Source organism: Acinetobacter sp. ANC 5414 (genome assembly GCF_013004295.1).
Lineage (GTDB): Bacteria > Pseudomonadota > Gammaproteobacteria > Pseudomonadales > Moraxellaceae > Acinetobacter.
The window spans coordinates 164,068-189,748 of the sequence record NZ_JABERM010000025.1 but is presented as its reverse complement, the minus strand read 5'-3'; the positions used below and the strand labels follow the sequence as shown (position 1 = coordinate 189,748).

Sequence of the window (25,681 nt, the reverse complement as noted above, 5' to 3'; positions counted from 1 at the left end):
AAACTAAAAAAATTATAGGCAGTACTATGAATACGAATCACTGGTTTATGTGGGCGATATTATCTGCCTGTTTCGCGGCCTTAACTGCCATATTTGCCAAAGTGGGTTTGCGACAGGTCGATTCTGACCTAGCCACACTCATTCGCACCGTGATTATTGTATGTGTATTAAGTTTAATGGTTTGGGGATTAGGAAAATGGCAGAATCCCTTGCTGCTTTCAGGCAAAACCTGGTTGTTTTTAACTTTGTCGGCTTTAGCAACTGGCGCATCATGGCTGTGTTATTTTCGTGCGCTACAACTCGGTCAAGCCTCGCAAGTGGCACCGATTGATAAACTCAGTGTGGTTTTAGTCACCCTTTTTGCTGTTATTTTTTTAGGTGAACGACCCAGCCTGCAAGAATACTTGGGCATTGTAATGATTGCCCTTGGCGTACTTACCATTGCCTTAAAATAACGTAAATCCCCTTCAACATCTTCTAAGCCAATATTTTTTATAAAACAATCAATACGCACAACTTAACCTAGTTATTTCTTAGATCTCAACTTCCATTACAGCAAATAATGACGCAACCACAGCATGACTCTGCGGTCTTTGTCGTATCTTAAAAATGAAAAAGTTTGACTTGTTAGGCTCAGGACTTAAAATACCGCATTCGAATTTTTTACATTTGCCAAAGTTATGTCGAACGATCAATTAGACCCGCAAGTCGTCGAGCTGGACAACTTGAATGAACATCGCGAAATTGTCACTTTCATGCGTCGTTCATCTCCGCTAAATACCTCTCAACGTACTGCGCTTGAACAATATGGTCACCTAATTTTGGAATATCCGGTGGGTGATTTACGTCAACAGTTTGAACATCCAGAACGCCCTTTAACGGTTGAAATTGGTTTTGGTATGGGCCGTTCGCTTGTGCTTATGGCAAAGGCCAATCCTGAACGCAACTATGTCGGTATTGAAGTTCATGTTCCCGGTATCGCGCAATGTGTATATGAAGCCGGTATCGCAGGTATAACCAACCTACGTTTACTCGATGCCGATGCCATTCAAGTGCTTCGTGAAATGCCTGACAACAGCATTAATGCAGTACAGCTTTACTTCCCTGATCCTTGGCAAAAGAAACGTCATTTCAAACGTCGTTTTGTATCGCATGACCGTATGCCACTGGTTGAGCAAAAACTGGAAATGGGCGGTACATTCCACTCGGCTACAGACTGGGAACCGTATGCTGAATGGATGCTGGATGTGTTAGATAACCGTCCAAATCTTGAAAATATGGCAGGTAAAGGCAACAGCTACCCTCGCCCTGACTGGCGTCCACAAACCAAGTTTGAACGTCGCGGGATTGAGGAAGGTCATAAAATTAACGACTTCCTGTTCAAGAAAATTAAATAAGCTTGAAAAACAAGTTCAAAAAAATGGCTCATTCATATGAGCCATTTTTTATACTCGGTACTTAAGCTTTTACAGCCAGATAACCTTGATAGGATAAAATTTGGGTAAAGCGCTCCACAGAATGAAACCCACTCAATTTCAATTGTTCAAATGTTTCCTGTTCCGAAAGCGGATAAAAGTCATCGTCTAAACGATCAATCATTGCCGCAGATTGCGAAGTCGTCAAGCCGTTTGCCTCACATACATGTTTCAGTATTTCCAGTTCCTGCTCTGACTTGATTCGGGTCAAATCGAAAGTAATGAATAGTCCTTGATGTTTTAAACGTGAACAAATCGCTTTAAAGAACTTGGGCTTATCTGAGTAATCTACAAAATGTGTGACCAGAATAGAAAGCGCAACATCGTATGTTTGACCTGTTTTTAACTGGTCTACATCTCCCAACACAAACTCCACCCGATGCGATGCATTTAAGGCATGGATATGATGTTTGGCTTTATCCAGCATCGTTTCCGACAACTCTGTTGCAGTAAACGTCCAGTCAGGAAACGATCGCAATAGATAGCCCAGCTCATACCCTGTACCACAACCCACAATCAATACATGGGCATATTCATCCGCATAGGTTTGCAATAAAGCTTTGATTTGCTGGTGTACAACATCATAGCCGGGAATTAACTTGCGAATATGCTCATCATAGCCATCAACAACATACTGGCTCTTAAAATCCTTTGCCATACGCGCCTCCTTTTGCAATCTGTTGCGTAAATTTATTTCAGTTTAAGTGACTATTGAGGATGATGCGATTGCAAAATCTGTCGACTCATCAGCTTATACAGATTTTTTAAATCTTCTCTGTGAGCATCCTCTAACATCTGCTGATGCATATTCAAGATATTTTCATCACCCCGCATCGCCGGTCCAGTTTGCATCCTTTTAGGATCATCCTGCGTCACTTTATGGGCAGTTTCTAAAATCAATGGATAGAGCAAGGAAAAATCCACCTGCTGCGCATCGACAATCTGCTTCGCCATATCATAACAATAATTGCTGAAATTACAGGCAAAAACAGCAGCTAAATGTAAACTTAAACGCTGTGCCGAGCTATATTGATAAACTCGACGACTCAATTGATTGGCGAGTTCTGTTAATAAAACCAAATCATCTTCAGACTTGGCTTCTACAAATAACGGTGTATCTGACCAAGGAATTTCCCGATCCAAGCTAAAGGTTTGTAAAGGATAAAACACACCTGCACGTGCATGAACTTTTGCCAAGACTTCAATATCTGTACTGCCCGAGGTATGCACAATTAAAACATCAGCTAAGTGTTGATGAACTTCTGCAATCACTGATGCAATCGCCTGATCACTTACCGCAATCAGCATCAAATCAATTTCAGGGTTTATTTCTGAGATATTCACCGTTGCAGTTGCACCCACTTGCACCGCTAAAGTGTGTGCAGACTCTAAACTGCGGCTATAGATTTGGATAATTTGATGATGCTGGCTTAAGGCATGAGCCAAATGATGGGCAACCCGTCCTGCCCCAATAAAACTAATACGCATAATATTTTCACGTTTTACAATTCACCACAGCATGCCAATAAAAAAAATACGAATCAATTCGTCCTTTTGTTTAATGACCATTTAAAAGAAGTCTTATAAAAAATCCCTGTGTGATACAGGGATTTTTATGAAAACTATACATTTACTGTTTTTTAATCCCTTGCTCATCCACATCACGAACCACACCCGTATCAGTATTTAACACTTCAAACTCAATACGGCGATTTTTAAACTGACCTTCAGGTGTTGCATTATCAGCAACAGGTTGTTCCGAACCATAACCGACCGCTTGCAACTGTGCAGGATCAACACCTTGTTTCACCAGATAATCCACAACAGCTTGCGCACGTTTTTGCGATAATGCTTTATTGGCTTGCGCATTACCCACAGCATCAGTATGGCCCTTAACCGTTAACTGCACGTGTGGTGCTCGCTTAATCAGTGCAGCTGCTTGATCTAAAATCGATTTATTCGCATCCGGGATATTGCTACTTCCGGTATCAAAATTGATAATTTGCATGTTCAGTGCAGTTGCAATATCTAATGCACGAATATTCTCTGGATTAATTTCTGCCAAGGCTTTTTCTGCATTGGTATTACCTGCACTTATTGCAGTAGTGCGATCAGCAGGTGCAGAAGCAGCGGTCGTTGCTTGCGTCATGACTGTCATGTTTTTAACCAGTGGTCGAATTTTAGCTGCCAATTGCTCTGCATCAGCAGGATTAGCGGTCTGAATAGACAATTGATCACCCATCCAGGTTAATGAGGCATTTGGAACACCTTTTACCAATTTCAATACACTTGGAATGGCATCTTGATCAATAAATTCTGTATGGTAGCTTGCATTCGTTTCTACACCACAACCGTTGTTGTGATTAAAAATTTGTTTTATTTCTTTTTGCAGAATATCGATATAACTCGCATTGCCAAAATACAACTGGCAGGTTGTTAAATCTCCTGTCGAACCGGTACTGAGTTGCAATTTTGCTGGCTCACTGGTTGCAGTCTGTGCAGGCACACCACTTGCTGGCTCAGTTTGTTTTTTATCCGCGCAGGCTTTAAACATTAAAGCCAGCAGTGCTGCTAAAACAATGAAAGCAATCAGTGGCAAGAGAAATTTCGATTTCTTTTTTTCCTCAACTGCTCTATACGGTTCAGCTTCGGGAGCTTGGTGCAAAGTACGCCCAGATGCAATACCCACACCCAAAGCGCTTAAAAGTGCTGTAGCCCAATGTGGCAAGGCACTCGACACTGTTGACCAATGTCTTTCAATAAGATGTGCAATCGCACTTGGTTCAGAAGAACCGGCTTCTGCTTCTAAAAAGCCAAGTGTGGGCGAAATTGAGCGATTTAAAGTAGATTCAATTGCACCAGTCGGGACTGTTCCAGAAACCTGTTCTAAAAACTCCTGCTTTAAATCGGGATGTGTGGCAAAGATATCAGTCAATCTCGGATTTAATTGACTCTGTAAATTTTTAATAAGCTCTGGCTTAGATTTAAAAAGTGACAAAAGGATAGGGAAAAAACTGCTTAATGCCTGACTCTTCTCGCTGAGATATTCTGTTTCACCTTCAAGGACAATTGCAGATACTTTCTGCTTGAGTAAATCAATCAAATTAGTATTCATCCATTATTCCTCTTATTCTCATTTTATTACGTGCATTTTTTAGTTTATATGCTCATTTTTTAGACAGTGTAATTAATTGTATTATTTGAATACTATTATTTTCCAGCAATAAAAAAGCCAGCCGAAGCTGACTTTTCCTATATTTAAAAATAATTACTCTTCTAAATAATAAATTTTTTGACGCAACTCTGATGTTCGTTGTGTTGTCATATTGGTTTCACAGTTTATTCGATAAATTTCTGGATTATCTGAATTAGTACTTTCTAACTTACATTCCAACGTGCGCTTTTTAAGCCAAAGTCTTTGCTCATCTAAAAGCTGACTACGAACTTCTTTAGTGGTCGAATTCCAAACCAAATTTAAATTTTCATTGGCTGTATCTAAATTAGTTTTCGCCTCTGAAATTAATACAGATTGATATTCCTGTGCAGTAGCTTCTTCTTCAGCTACACGTTTAATCTCTTCTTGTTTCGCAACTTCAGCTGCATTTTGACGTGCAGTTTTAACCAAAGAATCAACTGCGATATCTCTGACGAAATATGCTAGAGCATCTGGATTCTCTAAAGTTACATAAACTTTTTTACCATCATCTGTTGGCTGAACTAAATATTCAATTTCTTTTTTCAGCTGGTTTGCTTCAAATGATAAATCTGACAATACTGCAGCCTGAGCAATACTATTTTCATCATAAACCGCACGAGCTGCATCTGCATCTTTTACCATTTGATCTGGAATTTTAACTACAAATTCAGTTACGCAATACTGCTTATTACTATTTGGATCAGAATTATTTGTGCGGACATCATTCACATTGAATGTAATTTGCTGAAGGGTACTTCTTAATTTCCCCATATCAATTGTAACGTTTTCACTATCAATCAATTCCTTGACACGCTCTGCAGCAATATCACTTACCGTTTTACTGAAACTTTCAACAACCAACTGCTTTGCAGTTTCATTATCACATTTAACTGAACTACCTGTGATTGATTGTACTTTGTCACAGCCAGACACAAGTAACATACAACCCATTAATGCTAATAATTTAAGTTTCATAATTGTCCTATTTTCAATCCATCTATATTTTCAAAAAAAACTAATTATTCATACTCTTCGCCATAACCCTCAGCTGCTGCAATGGCTGCTTCCGTTGCTGCATCAGCTGCTTCTACAGCTTCATTATTTTCCTGATAAACAGCATTGTTTCTTTGTATAGCCGCTTTACTCGCTTCCAAATTTTTAATTTGATTCTTTTCAATTTGTGGTTTTAAGAATGCATAAGTTAAAGTTTCTGAAAGAACGGTTTGTACGTTAGCTGTATTTTTAAGTAGAGCTAAAACTTTGTCACCTTTGTCAGTGGGTTGCAGAACATACTCCAGGGTTAAATGAATCTTATTATTTTCATAATTGACACCCAAATTATTCGCATGTTCTTCTACACTCACTGCATCAACTTTAGCTCTCGCTTCATTAGATTTTTTAACTAAATCAGAGGGGATTGTCACTGTTAAATCAATTGCACATGTGGTTTTTGGACTATTTGGATCAATAAAATCTGTTCTGCTATCAACTAGGCTAAATTGGATATTTTTTGCTGATAGTTTAAGTTTTGCTGGATCTAAATCCTTAATCGAACCATTTTTAATTAATCCTTTGAGCTCATGTTCTAAAGATTGTTCCAAATTATCCTGTAATACCTGTGTTACCAATGATGTTGCGGATTCATCATCACATTTCACATGTTTCGAAAAAAGATTATTACAGCCAGTTAAAGTTAAAACCGATGCAAACACAAAAAGTGTTTTATTGTTAAGTTTCATTAATATACCCTCTTTTATTTACATAATTATAAACAAAATTAGCAATTAATAACAATTTGGTCACAAAAAAAGCCAGCCGAAGCTGACTTTCATAAATTACAAAAAAATATTAAATCAATTAAGCCACAAAAGTTTGAACCACTTTACCTACAACTTTTTGATTAATGAGCGGCGTATTTTTACCCTGTGAAAGAATTGACTCTTTTGAAACTATCCACTCAAGCTTAGGATCAACCAATGCCCAACCCGATTCCTCAGCCCATCGATTAACCATATTCGCAACTTTTGCAGGTGCAAGGGTCACTTTTTCAACCCACTCTAAAGGCTCAAATAGTCCTTCATTAATCAGTTGAATACCAAAGGCAACATAGGTATCAAAAGCAGTCATACCCGGTTGTGTTTCGGCAAATGGGGCTAATTTTGCAGAACTGCTGAGCGGTTCATGATGGGTACAAATCGCATCAATCACACCGTCTTTTACGCCTTGACGTAATAATTGCTTATCTTTTTCAGCCCGTAATGGTGGGCGTACATGTGCCAAAGAGTTAAAACCATCAGTTAAGCTTTCGGTTAAATGCAGTTGATGCATCGCCACGTCAGCAGTCACAGGCAAGCCTTTGTCTTTGGCAATTTTGATCAATTCAACCGAGGCACCACAAGATAACAATCCGAAATGTGCACGCACTTTAGTGGCTTCAATCATGAGCAAATATTTTGCAATTGCGACAGTTTCAGCCAATTCCGGAATCATTGGCAAGCCTTGGCGTGAAGCAATAAAGCCTTCATGTGCACAACCATCTTTGGCAATTTGATGTTCTTCAGCATAGAACACGACCGTCATGCCTAAGCCTGCTGCATATTCAAGGGTACGAATCACCACATCATCATCAGCAAACGGCGCATTGGCATTCGAAACAGCCGTACATCCACCTTTTTTCAAGCCTGCCATGTTTGCAGGCTGTTTACCTTGCAAACCTTGCGTTTGTGCACCAATCACTTGTAGATAAATGCCACCATCCAGCATGGCTTTTTCAACTAGACCATGAATCAGCGCACCATTGTCTTGTACGATGGGTTTTGAGTCTGGCGGAGTAAAGACATGCAAAATGCCGTTTTCACGCGCAGCCTTTCCTTCAGATTTTAAAGTACCGTGTTGTTGCTGACCTGGTTCACGTAAACGTGCACACAAATCGACCATGGTTGGCATCAACCATTGACCTTGACCATCAATGCTTTCACTGACCTGATCTGTTGCTGCAACTAGCTTGCCGTTTTCGATAAATACGGTTTGTACGCGATCCGTTTTTTTAATTGGGTCTAAGACACGGACATTTTCAATTTTTACAATACTCATGACTTTACCCTATCCAGCAATCGCTTCAATTAAACCTTTTTCTTGCAACTGACCTTGCATAGAAAGTGCCAGTACCGCCATACGCACAGCAATACCATTGGTCACCTGATGCAAAATGACCGCTTGCGGACCATCAGCAATACTGGAATCAATTTCCACACCACGGTTCATTGGCCCCGGATGCATCACGATGCAATCAGGCTTTGCCATCGCCAAACGCTCTTTGTTCAAACCGTACATTTTGTAGAATTCGGCTTGTGACGCCAGCGCTGGAGAATCAATCCGTTCATTTTGAATACGTAAAGTAATAATCACGTCGCAATCTTTAATCCCGGCTTCCATGTCATTGAACAGATGAACATCTTCGCCATATTCTTCAAAGCCATAAGGCAGCAAGGTATTCGGTGCAATCACACGAATGTCTTTACAGCCTAAAGTTTGCAATGCCGCCACATCTGAACGTGCCACACGTGAATGTTTAATATCACCAATAATGGCCACACTTAAAGCTTCGAATGGCTTTTTAGTTTCACGGCGGATGGTCAGCATATCCAGCATTGCTTGAGTCGGATGCGCATGACGGCCATCACCTGCGTTAATAATCGCAACATGCGGGCAAACGGTTTGTGCAATAAAATGTGCCGCACCTGAAGATGAATGACGAACCACAAAAATATCCGCTGCCATCGCTTCAAGATTCCACAAGGTATCTCGTAATGTTTCACCTTTTGAGGTACTTGAGCGTGCAATATCGATATTCAACACATTGGCTGATAAACGTTTTGCCGCTGCTTCAAAAGTGGTACGGGTACGGGTCGAGTTTTCAAAGAACAAATTCATGACAGTACGACCCTCTAATAAAGGAGTCGTTATCAATTGATTTTGATCATTAAAAAAGGAATTGGCTGTATCAAGAATTTTGGTCAGGGTTTCTTTAGAAAGACCGTCAATGGTCAAGAAATGTTTGAGATTACCCTGTTGATTGAGTTGAATCTGGCTCGGAGTATGCAATGCCGCCAAGTGCATGAGAGATTCCCGTTCAGTTAAGTTGAACTATTATACAGATATTCCCCTGTTGTTGGCAGTTGAAGTTTTCAGCATTCGGTGACTATTTACGTGTCATGTAAATTTATTAATTAAAAGTAAGTGATTAGTTTTACCAGTTGAGCTGTTCCGACACCTTATTGATGAAGTTCAATTTATGGGTCATTTATTAAAATTAGGCTCTAAATCAAAGCAGTATTTAGAGCCTAATGAATTAGCGTAATGCACCAATATAGTGATGTGACACTTGTGCTCTATATATTTCTTCTTCTGTTACTTCTGTTTCATATATTTCTGCTATTTCTTCCTTAAGCTCAATTTGATCAGGTGCAACGTCAAACACCATTAAGCAACGTAGACGTTCCGCTTGTCGTTGCAACTCTGAATCATTCGCAGATAAAGCAAGATCAATCACATATTTAGCATAAGCTTGATTTTGCACCAGATACATAACATCGATCACTCGCCCTGTTACACGTCTTAATCGAGCATAAATCAGTGTTGCGATAGAAAAAGATTCAGAATTGCTCACAAACCCAGTCTGCATTGTGTCTTTCATTAAATACCCCTGATCAAATCAAACCGATTGAAAATAGCGGTTACAGTCCAAATCACATGACTCATAACCAATAAAGGCATTCTGTCAGCAAAATACATACCAGTTATGCAGGCTTAATAGATAAAAATCAGATATTTCCCCATCAAGCTCAGGCTTTGCCATAATTTAAAAACTTTTCAGGACTAAAATACGTTAAAATAGTAGATTGCTTAGCTGCTTTTGGAAATTTGCATGAATTCGAAACTACGTCTTTCTACATACTGGGTCACCTGTGCAGATGGGCTTGAAACCTTACTCCAAGAAGAATTGGAAGGTTTAGGTGTTCAAAATATTGAACGCTTTCCAGGACGTTTAGTTTTCCAAGGCACGCTAGAAAATGCATACCGTATTTGTATGTGGTCACGTTTAGCCTCTCGTGTACTGACTCCTATTCATACCCATGAATTAGAGTTCACTCATGATGCACGTGATGTGGCTGAAGAATTGTACGAAGGTGCAATGAACTTTGACTGGTCACTTGTTTTTGCAACACAAAGTACATTTGCCATTCGTTTGCACGTCGAACGCGACATTAAAGTAAATAGTCAATTCGCGACTTTACGTGTGAAAGATGGTGTGGTCGATTCCTTTATGGAAGCTGTAGGCAAACGCCCAAGCATCGACATTAAACAACCTGAAATTACCTTGTATGTGCTTGCAGGTAAAACTCAGCATACCTATTGCCTAGATTTGTCAGGTGATTCTTTACATAAACGCGGCTATCGCCATTTCATGACCGATGCCCCAATTAAAGAAAACCTTGCAGCCGCAATTCTACAAAAAGCCAAATTAGTCGAACGCAATCCAGACATTATTTTAGATCCAATGTGTGGTTCAGGGACATTTATCATTGAATCATTGATGATGCTCACCGATCGTGCACCAGGTTTAGTTCGTCGTTTTGGTTTCAATGGCTGGAATGGTCATGACCATGATTTATGGATGTCGATTAAAGCTGAAGCAGCTGAACGTCATCAAGCAGGATTAGAAAAACAACTTCCTCAATTCTATGCTTATGATGCTGACTGGGAAGCTGTGAAAGCAACCAAGCAAAATATTATTGCAGCCGGTTTTGAATCAATACTCGATCAAATCAAGATTGAAGAACGTACCCTTGCAGATTGGCCTGATTTCCACGCTGAAGGAAAAACTTCCTTTATCGTCACCAACCCACCGTATGGTGAGCGTTTAGGTGAAAAAGCCTCTAATCGTGCCTTATACTTAGGTTTATCAGCGCTTTTACAGAAGAACTTCCCGAATCAATACGCTGCAGTGATTGCTGCACAAGTTGAACAAGCCGATGTACTTGCGTTCAATGATCCGCAAATTCTGCGTTTAATGAATGGTAAGCTTCCTATTTATGTACGTTTCGGTACGATCAAGCCTGCAACTGCAAACCTGCCTTTCTTGGCAACTTGGCAACCGCAACAGTTTGAGCCAATTGAAGGTGCTGAAGACTTTACCAACCGTTTGCAAAAGAATATTCAAGCCTTGAAAAAATGGGCGGTTAAAGAAAATATCTATTGCTTGCGTTTATACGATGCAGATTTACCTGACTTTAATGTCGCGGTGGATTTGTATGGTGATCGTCTGCATGTCCAAGAATATGCACCGCCAAAAACCATTGATCCTGAAAAAGTAAAAAAACGCTTTAACCTGGCTTTGGCGGCTATTCGTGCGGTGACTGGTTTAGGTCGTGACGCGATCTTTATTAAAACCCGTGCCCGTCAGGAAGGTAAAACTCAGTACGAAAAACAAAGTACAGCTTCTAAACGCTTTATCGTTCAAGAAGGCAAAGCTAAAATTTTAGTCAATTTAACCGACTATCTCGATACTGGTTTGTTCCTCGATCATCGTCAAATGCGTTTACGCATTGCGGCTGAAGCGAAAGGCAAGCACTTCTTGAACTTATACAGCTATACCTCTACTGCCAGCTTACATGCAGCTTTAGGTGGTGCAGCAAGTACAACAAGTGTCGATTTATCGAACACTTATCTAAATTGGTCTAAAGAAAACTTTGTACTTAATGGTTTGACGGTTGATCATGCTGATGAACAACATCAATTCTTCTCAAGTGACTGTTTTGAATGGCTAAAAGAAGGTCATGAGCAATACGACTTGATCTTCATTGATCCACCAACTTTCTCAAATTCGAAAAAATTCTACGGTACTTTTGACGTCCAACGTGACCACAATTCATTGCTTAAACGTGCCATGAACCGTTTAACTACTGAAGGCACCTTATACTTCTCGAATAACTATCGCGGTTTCGAAATGGATGAAGAAGTTCAAGCCATGTTCGATGTGCAAGAAATTACCAGTGAAACCATTGGCCCAGATTTCAAACGCAATACCAAAATCCATAAAGCATGGAAAATTAAGCATCATCCAATCTAATGATGCTTTGCATGAAATAATACAGATTGAGATGAAACGATTTATCGTTTCATCTCAATGGTAATAGCTTCATAATAATTCATTCGCAAATTATCTGATTGATTGAATCTAATAAGCGAATAGTTGAATGAGTACCAGCTTGCTTTTATTCAACATTAATTGTTCAGCCGCTTTCTTCTTCTTCTTCTGCATCTGATAATCGGATTCCGCAATTAAAAAAGACTGCACATCTGGCAGCCTTTTTTAACTCAAGTCTTAATTTAAGAATTTCTTTTCGCCATATTTATATTCAATGCCTACTTTTAACACATCACCATCTCGTTTGGCTTGCATCGCTTGCTGCATACCATTAAGCATTTTTTCAAGTTCTTGATCAGACAGTGTTTTACCGTCTTGCTGCAAGTAATTACTCATCAGGGTTTTCATGATTTGTTTATCATATTCAATATTCGCCTGATACTCGACTAAACTGGGTGCCATTTTAACCAAGCTAGTAAATGAAGATTGATGACCGGGCATTACCTTGCCACTCAAGCTTGCTTTAGCATACCCTTCACCCAACTTAATCTGATTATTTTGCGATTCAAAAGTAAAACCTTCATTCACAATGGATAAAAGGTGATCAGCCAATTCCTGAGATAAGTCTTTTTTAGCTACACACACTTCACTATTTTTTTCCAATACATCAAAGAAAGCTTGTACTTTTTGCTTGTTCAGTGCTTTCAGATTGAAATTCATTTGCAACTTTTGAAAAGTCGGTATTTTATGCATGACCACTTCTTTAATATTCAGTTGAGTATCAAAATTCACCGTGTGTTTATCAATACCTGTATTCATCAGCAAAGCAAAATCTTTAAATTCACCACTACCAAATTGTTGTACATTTCGATCGGTACGTTTAATCGAAGCAATATTCAATCGGGTTTTCCCTTCATCAAAGCTAGAATTTAAGCCTTGAGTGGTTTCGAACTCTACTTCTCGTATCTGTACATGACCCAATTTATCGCTAACGGTCATATTCGGTATTTGAAGTTTAGCATTGAGTATTTCTAATTGATCGCCTGTTGATTTTGCATCCATTTTAAAAATCATTGAATCAATTCGGGTTTGTATATCCGCATCATTTTTTTCAAAAACTGGTGTTGCCAATGAGGAATGCACCACACCCAACCAGTCAATCTTGGTTTGAGCAGTTAAAGGCTGTTTGAGTATTTTTTGAAAAACTTCATTGCCTTGCTGTAAATTAATTTTCGATTCAATACGATAACCATTCCAACTGCGTTTAATTTCATCCGTGCCTGTTAGCATCAAAACATCTTTAGGTTTACATGGATCAAATGACAATTGAGCTGCCCAGTCTGCAGAACCCTGCATTGCGCCCATATTAAAATTTTTATATTGAATCGAAACCAAATTGGTTTTTTGATTCTGTTGATAATACGAATTTAAACTTTTATCTGCATACAAATTCCCCCCTATAGCAGTCGTTACCAACACAACAAAACCACCCAACCCCCATATTATTTTTGACATCATATGTCTCATTTTTTGCTTATTTTACAACCAAGTATAAATTAAAAAATGAAAATTAATATAATTTTTTCAAATAACGCTCCACTCCCAATCACATTGCATGATTAGGTCATCGTGAATACCAATTAAATACGTCCCACTTCAAAATAACTAATTTTATTACGATCAAAGCTAGTATAAGGAATGCCTTTAAAGCTATGAAAATAATGCTTGGCTTTAATCACATGAGAGGTGGTATTGCTCATCCACTGAATACGTGGGTCATTATTTGCCAAGGTAATACAAAAGGCTTGTTTACGACGCAATTTAGTCTGTTGCTTAGCATGAAAAATCAGACTGGCAAAAACCTCTTGTTGCTCTGGATGACATAAAGCACTATGAATCATCAAATATTCAAAGGCATCATTTTTTTTCGGTAATGATAAAACACCTCGAATGCCAGCATAGACATTATAAAAAGGCTTAATGACTTTTAAGGGCAAAGAGTAATCGACAACACGAGTTTGTTTAAAAGTTTTTTGATTCCACAAACCATACAGACCAACAATTTGATTATTCTGGTCATACATGAGATAAAAATCATTGATATTCATGCCCAACCAAAAGGGATGATTCGATTCCACCAAACCTGAAAAATCATAATTCGGTAAAAAATTATAATGCTGTTTCATCGTCAAGATAAATGCATTGGCTTCATTTATATGGCTCGCATTCATTTGCTGAAAACGATATTGTTTAAACTGTGCTGGTTTCTGCGCTTGTGACACCGTAAAGGTACGAATATCATCATAATGAAACGGTTCGGGAAAACCTTTACGCACATTATGCAAAATATTACATGCGACGGTGTTATCTTCTAAAACCACACTTTCAAAAATAGTATCCAGTGGAATTTCATCATAGACATAGTCCATCAGTAGACGCAGCACTTTATTGCCGCGGTGCTTAGGATGCATGCGCAAATCCGCAACATAACGCAATAAGTCTGCTTGACCATTGATAAAACAATAGCGCCAACCGAGATTCATCATACCGACCACTTGTGCCGGATTTTCCTCCGGTACAACCAACTTGATATCTGGACAATTATACTGTGCATGACTGGCACTGAGATAACTTGGATAACGCTCAAAAGCCCAAGTCATACCATTGCTTGGCATGGTTTCCGCAATCAATTGCACCAGTTGCTCATCATCTGCCGCAGTGGCGGAACGTACCAGAAAATTAGGTTCATTTTTCGAGCGATAAATTTGGCTGTCATTGTCGTTTTGTGCATACAATACGTTTAAACTCATATAGTTTTACTCAAATATACTTAAATTATTTTTGTTTTCATTTTTTTCAAAGGTTCAGGTTTAATATTCCCTTCGATCATTCCATTATGCATTGCTAAGGTTTTATAGTAATACCAAGCATCATCTACATGTTTCACCTCAGGTTCATCTAACTGACCTAAATTTCGTGCCAATTCATAATGAAAATTTTCTTTTAATAATTCATCTAATTCTGCTGCTGAAGGTTGTTTGGCTAAATTACCTTCACTTAATAAGACATAGTGAGGTTTTTTAATTTCACAAAACTCAATCCCTAACAAACTTACCGGGACATAATCCTCTTGTTGGAATGCGGCTAATACTTTTTGTGCGGTTATTTGATCAATTTTTTCCCCCACCAAATCGACCGTCATTTTTCGTCCTAAAAACAAAAAGCATGGGACTTTCTCATAAAAACCGGTCACTTCAAGTTCATCATCAATCACATACCTGATCAGTCCAGAACCCGTAGTAATAACAGGACTCACAATATCACCCTGTTTAAGTCCCCATGAAGGTACGGTTTGACCACTTTCTACATTCAAAAATTCATAAAAATGTGACTGATAGCTAAGTGGATAACGATTATTAAAAGGAATTGTGACTACGCCTTCTGTTGCCCATAAGCCCTTCCCCTCAAAAGCAACATTCGCTACACGATCTTGTAAATGTTTGGCCCAGCGTTCAGCACTTGCTGTATCCCAACTGGAAATCAACGTCAATTTAGACCAAAGGTTTGTCCAAGCGGTTGGGTCTTTTAAATCTAAGCGTTGTAATTTATAACTTTGCTCTGAGGATTGTGGTGCTTCTAAATAATCCAGACTGCGATGTTTCCATTGCCCCGTTCTCAGCACTTTCACAATTTCATTTTGATTCTGTTCAATCACGTCCAATAATTGCAGTGCAAAAGTTGGACTCCACACTGAAATCATACCTAGATTTTTATCTGCAACCAAAAACACAGCGGTTGCAAACATCGCATCTTCTGCTGAAGCTGCTAAAGCAATTTCAGCCGGCACAGATTGAGTAATTTTACTTAAAACACGTTTCGAAACATTGAGTAATGCACTGTCATCGTTGAGATTACTGTTTTCTAAAAGTTTACGCTGGCTTTCTGGCAACCATGACACCGACCAATAATGAGTTGAATTTTTTAATTGTGGATATTCACGATATAAATTAGTGAGCCATAAACCAATAGCTTCATCTAATTCATTTAAAAAACTTTGCGTATAGGGAATAAATTTCAGCGCTTCGCTTGAACCACTGGTGGGTTGAAAGCGAATAATTTTTCCCGCCCCCAAACAGTTTTTGCCACTTTGGCGAGACTGTTCAATTTTTCCTTTCCAATGGCTATAACGGGTGAGTGGATATTTTTCTACAAACTGTTCATAACTCAGACTTTGCGAAGTATGCTGCTTTAAAAACTGATCCAACTTTTGACGTTGTACCGTTTCTAAATCATTCGCTTGCTGCCGATAACGCTGAAAGGCTTTTCGGCAGGCGAATTCCAGTATTTGATGTGAAGCTGACAGCAGCAATCCCATAGTTACGCCACCTTAGAATCTGAATCCGAAGCAATATGTAATGGACGCTTTTGTGGCATTTGGCTTTCTACTTTGCCAACACTCATATTTTTGCTCATGAAGCGGCTAATAAAGCGATATAAATCGCTCCAACGTAGTTCACCAATACAGGGTAATTCTGTCCCTTCCACCCATGTTGGATTTTTTGCTTCAAAGAATGCGATCTTGGTATTTTTCTCGCGTAATTCTTTGGTAATTGGTGCAACGTCTGCTTTTAAAGGTTGATAATCTTCACCGAAATTCAGTAGCCCTGAGGATTTATCATAATATTCGGCAAAATATTGTCGGCAATAGGAATCGACATAATCTTGTAAATGCGAATTTTTTTCACCATAGTGCGGATAATAACTGTAGTAATTATTCGCCAGCAACAAATAGGTTTTAAAGCCTTTAGAAATCAGGATCCAGTAGATTGGCGTAAGTGGATAACGCATTTTAAAGCTGACAATATAACGGTACATGGCACGCGTTAAAGCACGATTTCCCCAATAAGCTTGCTCAATAATCGTGTCACCGCTAAAAAAGGCATGGCGAGCTTTGCCATTGACCACGAAGTCACGTTCCATCACTGTGGAGAAGCCGACGATTTGTTTATTTTTAGGCTCGATAATAAAGAAAACACCAGTTTTTTCTAAAAAATCACGTTCAAAAATTTCATAACGGGTATTGGCATAATATTTTTGGTAAATATCATACATACGCTTGATTTCTTGTATTGTCACATTACCGGTATGTTTATACTGACTATACGGCTCCTTTTTCAATTGCCGTAAAAGCTTAAATTCCAACATAGTTTTTATCCCTTCCACTTGCTATCCAGCAAGCGCTTTTTTTTGTTTTTTATAAAGCCATGATCTACACATCCAAGTTGTAGATTCAAATGCAATAGTAGAACTATGAATTGATAAATTGCAATTAGCTTTACGTATCTAAACAATAAATACGACAAACGTAAAAATTAAAAACCCAGCCGAGGCTAGGTTTTTTTTATCTTTTAATTTAAGCAAGTGATTAACTTAATTTCATTTTTTCAAACTCAAGATGACCATTTTCAGCTTTAATCAAAATCGTGTCACCGGGTAGAAAATCCCCGCTCAAGATTTTTTGGGCCAATGTATTTTCAACCTGCTGTTGAATTGCACGTTTCAATGGTCGCGCACCGTACACAGGATCAAAACCAGCATCAATCAATTGATCAAAGGCACTATCATCCACAGAAAGGCGCATGTCTTTTTCACTTAAACGTGTACGCAAGCGATTCAACTGAATATCTGCAATGCCACGAATTTGTGCTTTTTTCAGTGAATGGAACACCACCAGCTCATCAATACGGTTAATGAATTCTGGACGGAAGTGTTGAGAAACAGCACTCATTACCACTGTACGAACTTCATCATCAGTTGCATTGTCACCTAATTCGCGTACATCCTGCGAACCTAGATTAGACGTTAAGACGATGACTGTATTTTTAAAATCAACCACACGCCCTTGAGAGTCAGTTAAACGTCCATCATCAAGAACTTGCAGTAAGATGTTAAACACATCTGGATGCGCTTTTTCTACTTCATCAAACAACACCACACTATAAGGTTTACGACGCACCGCTTCGGTTAATACACCACCTTCTTCATAACCCACATATCCTGGAGGTGCACCGACCAAACGGCTAACCGAATGTTTTTCCATGAATTCACTCATGTCGATACGAACCATGGCATCATCACTGTCAAACAAGAAGTTTGCCAAGGCTTTGGTCAATTCAGTTTTACCCACACCGGTTGGTCCAAGGAACAAGAATGAACCACTTGGACGATTCGGATCAGATAAGCCTGCGCGTGAACGACGCACCGCATTGGATACAGCAACCACCGCTTCATCTTGTCCAACTACACGATTATGTAAAAAATCTTCCATTTGAAGCAGTTTTTCACGTTCGCCTTGCAGCATTTTCGCCACTGGAATACCGGTTGCAGCACTAACCACTTCCGCAATTTCATTCTCAGTCACTTTGGTACGAATGAGTTTTGGCTCTTCATTACTTTCTTCAGCAACTTCTTCAGTTTCCAGACGTTTTTGCAATTCAGGAATCACCCCATATTGCAAACGGCTTGCTTCTGCCAAATCCCCTTCACGTTGTGCTTTTTCAAAAGCAGTACGCGCTTTATCCAATTCGACTTGCGCCTGACTTGTACCTTCAACCAGCCTTTTCTCAGCGATCCACTGTTCTTCCAAATCACTATATTCACGTTGAACTTCTTCGATTTGTTTTTCCAAGTGTGACACTTCAGCTTTACTGACTGAATCAGCATCTTGTTTCACCGCTTCCAGTTGCATTTTCAACTGGATTAAACGACGGTCCAAACGATCGAGTGGCTCAGGTTTCGAGTCAATTTCCATTTTGATTCGTGAAGCTGCTTCATCAATCAAATCAATGGCTTTATCGGGTAATTGACGGTCTGTAATATAACGATGTGACATTTTCGCAGCAGCAATAATGGCCGAATCTAGAATCTGCACACCATGATGGGTTGCGTACTTTTCTTTCAAACCACGTAAAATTGCAATAGTATCTTCAACACTCGGTTCATCGACCAATACTTTCTGGAAACGACGTTCCAGCGCGGCGTCTTTTTCGATAAATTGACGATATTCATCTAGCGTTGTTGCACCTACGCAATGCAGCTCACCACGTGCTAATGCAGGTTTCAGCATATTGCCTGCATCCATGGCACCTTCACCCTTACCGGCACCGACAAGGGTATGCAACTCGTCAATAAAGAGAATGATTTCGCCTTCATATTTAGCCAGATCTTTCAGGACGGCTTTCAATCGCTCTTCAAACTCGCCACGATATTTTGCACCTGCAAGTAATGAGCCCAAATCTAAAGATAAAACGCGTTTACCTTTTAAGCCTTCTGGCACTTCTCCATTGACAATTCGTTGTGCTAAACCTTCTACAATTGCAGTTTTACCAACACCTGGCTCACCAATCAGTACCGGGTTATTTTTGGTACGACGTGACAGAACTTGAATGGTGCGACGAATTTCTTCATCTCGCCCAATCACGGGATCCAATTTGCCTGACATGGCACGTTCAGTTAAATCAATGGTGTATTTATTGAGTGAATCACGTTGATCTTCGTGGGTATTACTCATGACTTTTTCACCACCTCGAATATTTTCAATTGCTTTGCGTAAGCCTGCAGATGTCACACCTACATTATTCAGTAAAGTTTTGGTTGCACCGGTTTCCGCTAAAGCGAGCAACACCCAATCAGTCGATAAAAATTCATCCCCGGCTTTTTGTGCATAGCTGTCTGCCAAATTTAAAGCACGTACTGCTTCAGGATTAAGATTAATATCTCCAGTGGGATTGGCAATGGTAGGTGCATCATTCAATGCTTGTTGTAGCTTAGTCTGAAGATCTCGTAGATTTGCCCCGGCTTGTTGTAACAAGCTGATATTAGCGGGCTCCTGCAAGAGCACCGATAAAATATGAATACCTTCGATAGAGGTATTGTCTTTACCCATTGCTATAGATTGAGCATCTGATAAAGCTTGCTGCAGGCGATTTGTAAATTTTTCAAAACGCATTCTTATTTTCCTCACAACAAATTTTGTATTTGGATAATAGATGGGAATGCTTTGATATTTTTCAACACATTTTTTTAAAAAATATTTTAAATTTCAAAGACTAAATAAACAAAAATAAAACATAAAGTTTAGTTATAATATGGGTATGTCTTTCGCTTTTTTCAAGCTAAATTTAGTATCTTGTGTATTAAATTCTATTCAAAATATATTTCATCACAATGTTTGGTTAACATAAGGGATTACTCTGCCTATGTAGCTGTGAAATTTTAAAACTATATATTTGCTTTTAGTTTATATACGAATTTAATTTGATTGATCAAAATTTTGATTCAGTAAAAGATTAGAGATTTAATTTTGATCAAATAAGAAGTGAAATAATGAAATCAGTTTTTAAAATTTTGCATTAGCATTGCACTGATTATATTTTATTAAATAATTTTAAGTTTTATTGTTCATAAAAAATGGCAATTCACCTGGAATTGCCATTAATTTTTTTATTATGCAGCTTCAATAATTTCAAAATCGTGGGTAATTTCAACACCACCATCAGATAACATTTTGCTTGCTGAACAGTATTTTTCAGCAGAAAGTTCAACCGCTTTAGCAACCTGTTTTTCTTTCACAGCTTTACCGGTCACGACAAAGTGTAAATGAATTTTGGTAAACACCGCAGGAATTGTATCAGCACGATCCGCTTTTAACTGACATGTTACCCCTGTCACATCTTGACGTGATTTCTTTAAAATAGTCACAATATCGAAGGAAGCACACCCACCAAGTCCCATTAATATCAGCTCCATGGGACGTGGACCACGGTTTTCACCACCATATGCCTCAGCACCATCCATGACAATCTGATGACCACTTTCTGATTTTGCTTCAAAAGCAACATTCTCTAGCCAATGTACGCTTGTTTGCATTGCAACTACCTGAAAAAAGCTATAAATTTACGAAGTACCTGTACACTAACATAAATTGAGTTGATAAGGAATTTCATCTCTTCTATGTGACAAGTTCATTTTAGGTCTGTGCGATCTATTACTTATCCATATTCGGAACCGTTAGCATGACTGCAAGCTTTTCACAACTTAGTACCGACGCACTTTCTCCTGGTCAACTACCAGAGTCAGTCAAAGCATTATTAAAACGTGCATATATTAATCGCTATCCAAAACGTACTGCAATTATCGACGCAGGCACTGAATCAAAATCACTTTATTTAATTTTAAAAGGTTCAGTATCCATTATTTTACGTGAAGATGATGAACGTGAAATTGTGGTTGCGTATTTGAATGCGGGAGACTTTTTTGGGGAAATGGGTCTCTTTGAAGCAAATCCACAACGTACTGCGGAAGTCCGTACACGTGACGTCTGTGAAATTGCTGAAATTACCTATGATAACTTCCACGAGTTAAGTAAGCAGTATCCAGATCTGAGCTATGCTGTATTTGCTCAACTTGTTCGTCGCTTAAAAAATACAACACGTAAAGTGACTGACCTGGCATTTATTGATGTCTCTGGCCGTATTGCGCGTTGCTTAATCGACCTTTCTTCTCAACCAGAAGCCATGATTTTACCAAATGGCCGACAAATCCGTATTACGCGTCAAGAAATTGGCCGTATCGTTGGTTGTTCTCGTGAAATGGTGGGTCGCGTTTTAAAAACGCTTGAAGAACAAGGCATGATCGAAACTGATGGTAAAGCCATTCTTATTTTTGATGTGTCAACTGAAGATGCAAATGTAGCTGTAGATGAGCTTGCAGACGAAGAATAAGTTTTTACTCTTTAGTACTCATAAAAAAAAAGCAAATCTTAGGGTTTGCTTTTTTTATGCATCATTTCTTATTAACATCCTTTTGTAAATTTTATGACAACTTTAAAACTATTCATGATTTAACGCTGATCAAAAAATCAGGTAGCCTTAAGTCATTTAAAATTTCATGATAAAAATTCAAGGATCAAGCGCTATGCAACTCAAACCTTTAGCCAATACTGGAATTCTGGTTCCTGAAATTTGTTTAGGCACCATGACTTTTGGTGAACAAAATACTCAGGCAGAGGCTTTTCAACAACTTGAATATGCTTTAGATCAAGGTCTGTTTTTTTGGGACACAGCTGAAATGTATCCTGTGCCACCAAAACCTGAAACTCAAGGGGCAACCGAAACCATCTTGGGTAATTGGATTGCAGAGCATGGCAAACGAGATCAGCTTTTTATTGCCTCAAAAATAGCAGGTCCCTCACAAGGCGGTAGCCACATCCGTGATGGGCAAACTCGCTTTACAGCTGCAGAGATTAGCTCAGCCATAGATGGTTCCTTAAAACGCTTGCAAAGCGATTATATCGACCTATATCAACTGCATTGGCCACAACGTCCAACCAATTTCTTTGGCAAGCTCGGTTATGGCAATACTGAAGCCCATCAAGATACAGAAATCACCGCTTTAGAAGAAACCTTAAGCGCTTTAAGTGACGAAATTAAAAAAGGCCGTATTCGCTATATTGGCCTGTCCAATGAAACTCCTTGGGGAACCTTAAAGTTTTTGCATTTGGCTGAAAAATTAGGCTTGGAAAAATTTGTCAGTGTGCAAAATCCATATAACCTGTTAAACCGTACCTATGAAATTGGCATGTCAGAAATTGCCCATTATGAAAATGTAGGACTGCTTGCTTATTCACCTTTAGCTTTTGGTTATTTGACTGGAAAATTCCGTCATGGTGCACATCCTGCAAATGCACGCGTCACACTTTTTTCTCGTTTTAGCCGCTATAGCAATCCAGAGAGCGAATGGGCAACCGAACAATATGCTCAACTTGCTGAACGACATGGTTTAACCCTGACACAATTGTCCTTGGCATTTATCAAACAGCAGTTCTTTGTGACCAGTACCATTATTGGTGCAACCAACCTAGATCAACTTAAAGAAAATATCCAGGCGTTTGAAATTGATTTATCTACAGAAATTCTACAAGGTATTGAGGATATTCATCACCAACAGCCTAACCCTGCCCCATAAGTGTATATCTCCTTCCCCCTTAGGGATGAGGAATATATTCCATAAGAGGGATAAAGGTATAAAAATTAAAAAAGGATGCTGATCGCATCCTTTTTTTATTAAGCTAACTACCCATTAGCGTCTGTTATAAATCGCTTGAGCTGCTGGCAAGTTTTTACGCATTGCTTCAATACGCTGGCCATTTGAAGGGTGAGTAGACAAGAATGATGCACCACCTGCACCTTCCAGTTTATTCATTTTTTCCCAAAGGGTAATGGCTGCTTGTGGGTTATAACCTGCACGCGCCATGAGCATTAAACCACCTTGGTCGGCACGACTTTCCAGACTACGTGAAAAAGGTAAACCTACGCCGACTTGGGCACCCAACTGCGCCGCAGCAGTACCCAACTGCCCCACATTACTTCCAGCAGCACTTAGACCAATGTTTAAAGCCAAGTCAGTTAATGCTTGTTGACCAATTTTATTTTTAGAGTGTTCCTCTAAAGCATGCACCATTTCGTGCCCCATGACTGCCGCAATTTCTGCATCCGTCAGGTTCAATTTATTCACGATACCGGTATAGAACACCACTTTACCACCGGGTGCCACATACGCATTTATCTGATCTGATTTTAGAACAGCCAGTTTCCAGTCAAATTTTTGGCCAGTCTGATTGATTTGATCGCCATAAGGTTTTAAACGCATAAATACAGAATTAATGCGTTTATAAGTCGTTGAAGATGTATCTAAAGTTTTATTTGCACTCGCTTCCTGAACGGTTTTATTAAAGCCTTGTGCCGCTGTTACATTTAATGTCGATGAATCTGCCCCGGCCATTTCTGCTACAGTCGTACAGCCTGAAATAGTGATCACACTAGCCGCACACAAACTTAAAACGAGTTTGCTCTTCATTATAATAATCTCCACCTTGAAAACAGATATCAGTTTTAGACAGATTATAGGGAATCATGAATAAGCTTTAAATTATTATTCCCTCCATATTCATATTATTTATGTAACTGTGTCTATTTAACAAACTGAAAAATAAGCCAATAAATAAGACATAAGCCATTCAAAACCAAATACCCTTGGCACAGGGGTTTAATTTTCTGTTCAAGCTGCTCATTTTTTCTTTTAAAAAATAAAATAGCATTTTGAATGAGAATTAATGGAACTAGAATGCAGGCAATAATCACACTTAAACCAATAAATGCCGTATAGATAATATTTGGATCTTGCGTTTGTGCCTGAATAATCAGCATCGCAATGGTAGGTGCACCACCCATGGCAAATAATAAGGAATAAAAAATCGTTCCTGAAATATTCTTATGCATCCCGCACAACCTTTCATTTATCTTATGTTTGGTATTCTAACAAGTGCCAGTTATTTAAACAGTATTCTCTGATGCAACTTTAGTCTGGGCAAAATTTTCTCCCCATATATTCTCTTAGTCCATTATCAAAATAGTGAACATAAAAAAAGCCCCGCAAATCGCGAGGCCTTTTTATCATCGTTATATCAACTTAAATTAAGCATCAAACGGATGACGTAAAACAATGGTTTCTTCACGGTCTGGACCAGTCGAAATAATATCGATTGGGCATTCGATCAATTGCTCAAGACGTTTAACATAGTTAAGCGCAGCTTGTGGTAATTGTTCTAATGTTTTAGCACCGAAAGTAGACTCAGACCAACCTGGCATAGTTTCGTAGATTGGTTTTAAAGATTCGAATGCAAGCGCATCAGAAGAACCGACACAACCCGAATCTGCAGCTTCATAACCTACACAGATTTTCACTTCTTCTAAACCGTCAAGAACGTCAAGTTTAGTTAAGCAAATACCTGAAAGTGAGTTTACATCTACTGAACGGCGAAGAATTTCAGCATCGAACCAACCGCAACGACGTTGACGACCAGTTGAAGCACCAAATTCTGAACCTACAGTTCCGAGATGTTTACCAATCGCATCACCAACATCGTTCGCAGCATCGTAAACAAGTTCAGTTGGGAACGGACCAGCACCTACACGAGTTGTGTACGCTTTAGTAATACCCAATACATAGTCAAGGTGCAAAGGACCAAGACCTGAACCCGAGCTTACGCCACCAGCAGTAGTGTTTGAAGAAGTGACATACGGATATGTACCGTGGTCTACATCAAGAAGTGAACCTTGCGCGCCTTCAAACATGATGTTGTCACCGTTTTTACGGTAATTGTGCAATTCCGTAGTTACGTCCACAACCAGTGGAGCAACGACTTCACGCCATTGGTCGCAAAGTGCAAGCACATCTTCTAATTTAACTGCTTCAACACCGTAGTATTGAGTTAACTGGAAGTTATGGTAATCCAGAAGTTCAACAAGCTGAGCTTTAAGATGTTCACCACCACGAACCAGGTCAGCAACACGGATTGCACGGCGTGCAACTTTATCTTCATACGCTGGACCAATACCACGACCTGTGGTACCGATTTTCGCATTACCACGTTTCTTCTCACGCGCTTGGTCAAGTGCAATGTGGTTCGGCAAAATTAACGGACAGTTTGGAGAGATGCGTAGACGTTCTTTAACCGGAACACCTTCTTTTTCAAGAATATCCATCTCTTTGATGAGCGCTTCAGGAGAAAGAACAACACCGTTACCAATTAAGCACAATACGTTTTCACGTAAAATACCAGATGGAATGAGGTGTAATACAGTTTTCTTACCACCAACCACGAGTGTATGACCAGCGTTATGTCCGCCTTGGTAACGAACTACCGCAGCCGCTTGATCTGTGAGCAGGTCAACGATTTTACCTTTACCTTCGTCGCCCCATTGGGTACCAAGTACCACAACATTCTTGCCCATAATAGCC

At 39.2% G+C, this 25,681-nt stretch carries 22 protein-coding genes; 5 read left to right on the top strand and 17 right to left on the bottom strand.

Going from position 1 to position 25,681, the window contains the following annotated elements:
- Positions 1-26: 26 nt before the first annotated feature.
- On the top strand, positions 27-455 hold the full coding sequence (locus HLH18_RS11960) for an EamA family transporter (RefSeq protein WP_171547003.1): 429 nt from the start codon (positions 27-29) through the stop codon (positions 453-455).
- A gap of 225 nt (positions 456-680) precedes the next feature.
- Positions 681-1,397: a tRNA (guanosine(46)-N7)-methyltransferase TrmB gene (gene trmB, locus HLH18_RS11955; protein ID WP_171547002.1), complete on the top strand. Its 717-nt coding sequence runs from the start codon at positions 681-683 to the stop codon at positions 1,395-1,397.
- Between the two features lie 61 nt (positions 1,398-1,458).
- Here trmB and HLH18_RS11950 read toward each other — a convergent pair whose 3' ends face one another.
- The 8 genes from HLH18_RS11950 to HLH18_RS11915 form a co-directional block, all read right to left on the bottom strand.
- The gene (locus HLH18_RS11950) at positions 1,459-2,133 is read right to left on the bottom strand and encodes a class I SAM-dependent methyltransferase (protein ID WP_171547001.1); all 675 of its coding nucleotides are present in this window, start codon (positions 2,131-2,133) and stop codon (positions 1,459-1,461) included.
- A 50-nt stretch (positions 2,134-2,183) separates the two neighbouring features.
- Positions 2,184-2,963 carry a Rossmann-like and DUF2520 domain-containing protein gene (locus HLH18_RS11945; RefSeq protein WP_171547000.1) on the bottom strand — a complete coding sequence of 260 codons (780 nt, stop codon included), beginning with the start codon at positions 2,961-2,963 and terminating at the stop codon, positions 2,184-2,186.
- A 142-nt stretch (positions 2,964-3,105) separates the two neighbouring features.
- A complete protein-coding gene (locus HLH18_RS11940) occupies positions 3,106-4,590 on the bottom strand; it encodes an OmpA family protein (RefSeq protein ID WP_171546999.1) in 1,485 nt (494 codons plus the stop codon).
- A gap of 153 nt (positions 4,591-4,743) precedes the next feature.
- Entirely contained in the window at positions 4,744-5,646 is a 903-nt protein-coding gene (locus tag HLH18_RS11935; RefSeq protein ID WP_250852415.1) for a lysozyme inhibitor LprI family protein, read from the bottom strand.
- A 44-nt stretch (positions 5,647-5,690) separates the two neighbouring features.
- Entirely contained in the window at positions 5,691-6,410 is a 720-nt protein-coding gene (locus HLH18_RS11930) for a hypothetical protein (RefSeq protein ID WP_171546998.1), read from the bottom strand.
- Between the two features lie 118 nt (positions 6,411-6,528).
- Entirely contained in the window at positions 6,529-7,764 is a 1,236-nt protein-coding gene (locus HLH18_RS11925; protein WP_171546997.1) for a dihydroorotase, read from the bottom strand.
- A 9-nt stretch (positions 7,765-7,773) separates the two neighbouring features.
- A complete protein-coding gene (locus tag HLH18_RS11920; protein ID WP_171546996.1) occupies positions 7,774-8,790 on the bottom strand; it encodes an aspartate carbamoyltransferase catalytic subunit in 1,017 nt (338 codons plus the stop codon).
- Between the two features lie 232 nt (positions 8,791-9,022).
- A complete protein-coding gene (locus tag HLH18_RS11915; RefSeq protein WP_171546995.1) occupies positions 9,023-9,367 on the bottom strand; it encodes a hypothetical protein in 345 nt (114 codons plus the stop codon).
- A 231-nt stretch (positions 9,368-9,598) separates the two neighbouring features.
- Between HLH18_RS11915 and rlmKL the strand changes: the two genes are divergently transcribed.
- Positions 9,599-11,803: a bifunctional 23S rRNA (guanine(2069)-N(7))-methyltransferase RlmK/23S rRNA (guanine(2445)-N(2))-methyltransferase RlmL gene (gene rlmKL, locus HLH18_RS11910; RefSeq protein ID WP_171546994.1), complete on the top strand. Its 2,205-nt coding sequence runs from the start codon at positions 9,599-9,601 to the stop codon at positions 11,801-11,803.
- 255 nt (positions 11,804-12,058) lie between these two features.
- On the opposite strand, the gene HLH18_RS11905 is transcribed toward rlmKL, so the two are convergent.
- From HLH18_RS11905 to HLH18_RS11880, 6 genes are all read right to left on the bottom strand, one after another.
- On the bottom strand, positions 12,059-13,336 hold the full coding sequence (locus HLH18_RS11905) for a DUF945 family protein (RefSeq protein WP_171546993.1): 1,278 nt from the start codon (positions 13,334-13,336) through the stop codon (positions 12,059-12,061).
- Between the two features lie 125 nt (positions 13,337-13,461).
- Positions 13,462-14,631: a GNAT family N-acetyltransferase gene (locus tag HLH18_RS11900; protein WP_171546992.1), complete on the bottom strand. Its 1,170-nt coding sequence runs from the start codon at positions 14,629-14,631 to the stop codon at positions 13,462-13,464.
- Between the two features lie 20 nt (positions 14,632-14,651).
- Positions 14,652-16,196, bottom strand: coding sequence for a GH3 family acyl-acid amido synthetase (locus HLH18_RS11895; RefSeq protein ID WP_171546991.1), 1,545 nt, complete (start codon positions 16,194-16,196; stop codon positions 14,652-14,654).
- A 2-nt stretch (positions 16,197-16,198) separates the two neighbouring features.
- Positions 16,199-17,026: a hypothetical protein gene (locus HLH18_RS11890; protein ID WP_171546990.1), complete on the bottom strand. Its 828-nt coding sequence runs from the start codon at positions 17,024-17,026 to the stop codon at positions 16,199-16,201.
- Between the two features lie 220 nt (positions 17,027-17,246).
- Entirely contained in the window at positions 17,247-19,829 is a 2,583-nt protein-coding gene (gene clpB / locus HLH18_RS11885) for an ATP-dependent chaperone ClpB (RefSeq protein ID WP_171546989.1), read from the bottom strand.
- A 497-nt stretch (positions 19,830-20,326) separates the two neighbouring features.
- On the bottom strand, positions 20,327-20,749 hold the full coding sequence (locus HLH18_RS11880) for an OsmC family protein (RefSeq protein ID WP_171546988.1): 423 nt from the start codon (positions 20,747-20,749) through the stop codon (positions 20,327-20,329).
- 146 nt (positions 20,750-20,895) lie between these two features.
- Here HLH18_RS11880 and crp point away from each other — a divergent pair, with 146 nt between their 5' ends.
- Together crp and HLH18_RS11870 are read left to right on the top strand one after the other, a co-directional pair.
- Positions 20,896-21,603: a cAMP-activated global transcriptional regulator CRP gene (crp, locus tag HLH18_RS11875; protein WP_131291142.1), complete on the top strand. Its 708-nt coding sequence runs from the start codon at positions 20,896-20,898 to the stop codon at positions 21,601-21,603.
- Between the two features lie 193 nt (positions 21,604-21,796).
- Positions 21,797-22,846 (top strand): NADP(H)-dependent aldo-keto reductase, encoded by a 1,050-nt coding sequence (locus HLH18_RS11870; RefSeq protein ID WP_171546987.1) that lies wholly within the window; start codon positions 21,797-21,799, stop codon positions 22,844-22,846.
- A gap of 114 nt (positions 22,847-22,960) precedes the next feature.
- On the opposite strand, the gene HLH18_RS11865 is transcribed toward HLH18_RS11870, so the two are convergent.
- The 3 genes from HLH18_RS11865 to HLH18_RS11855 form a co-directional block, all read right to left on the bottom strand.
- Positions 22,961-23,737 carry a M48 family metallopeptidase gene (locus HLH18_RS11865; protein ID WP_171546986.1) on the bottom strand — a complete coding sequence of 259 codons (777 nt, stop codon included), beginning with the start codon at positions 23,735-23,737 and terminating at the stop codon, positions 22,961-22,963.
- A gap of 113 nt (positions 23,738-23,850) precedes the next feature.
- Positions 23,851-24,159, bottom strand: a complete 309-nt coding sequence (locus tag HLH18_RS11860; RefSeq protein ID WP_171546985.1) for a hypothetical protein — start codon at positions 24,157-24,159, stop codon at positions 23,851-23,853.
- Positions 24,160-24,354: 195 nt separating this feature from the next.
- Positions 24,355-25,674, bottom strand: a complete 1,320-nt coding sequence (locus HLH18_RS11855; protein WP_131286690.1) for an adenylosuccinate synthase — start codon at positions 25,672-25,674, stop codon at positions 24,355-24,357.
- Positions 25,675-25,681: the final 7 nt, after the last annotated feature.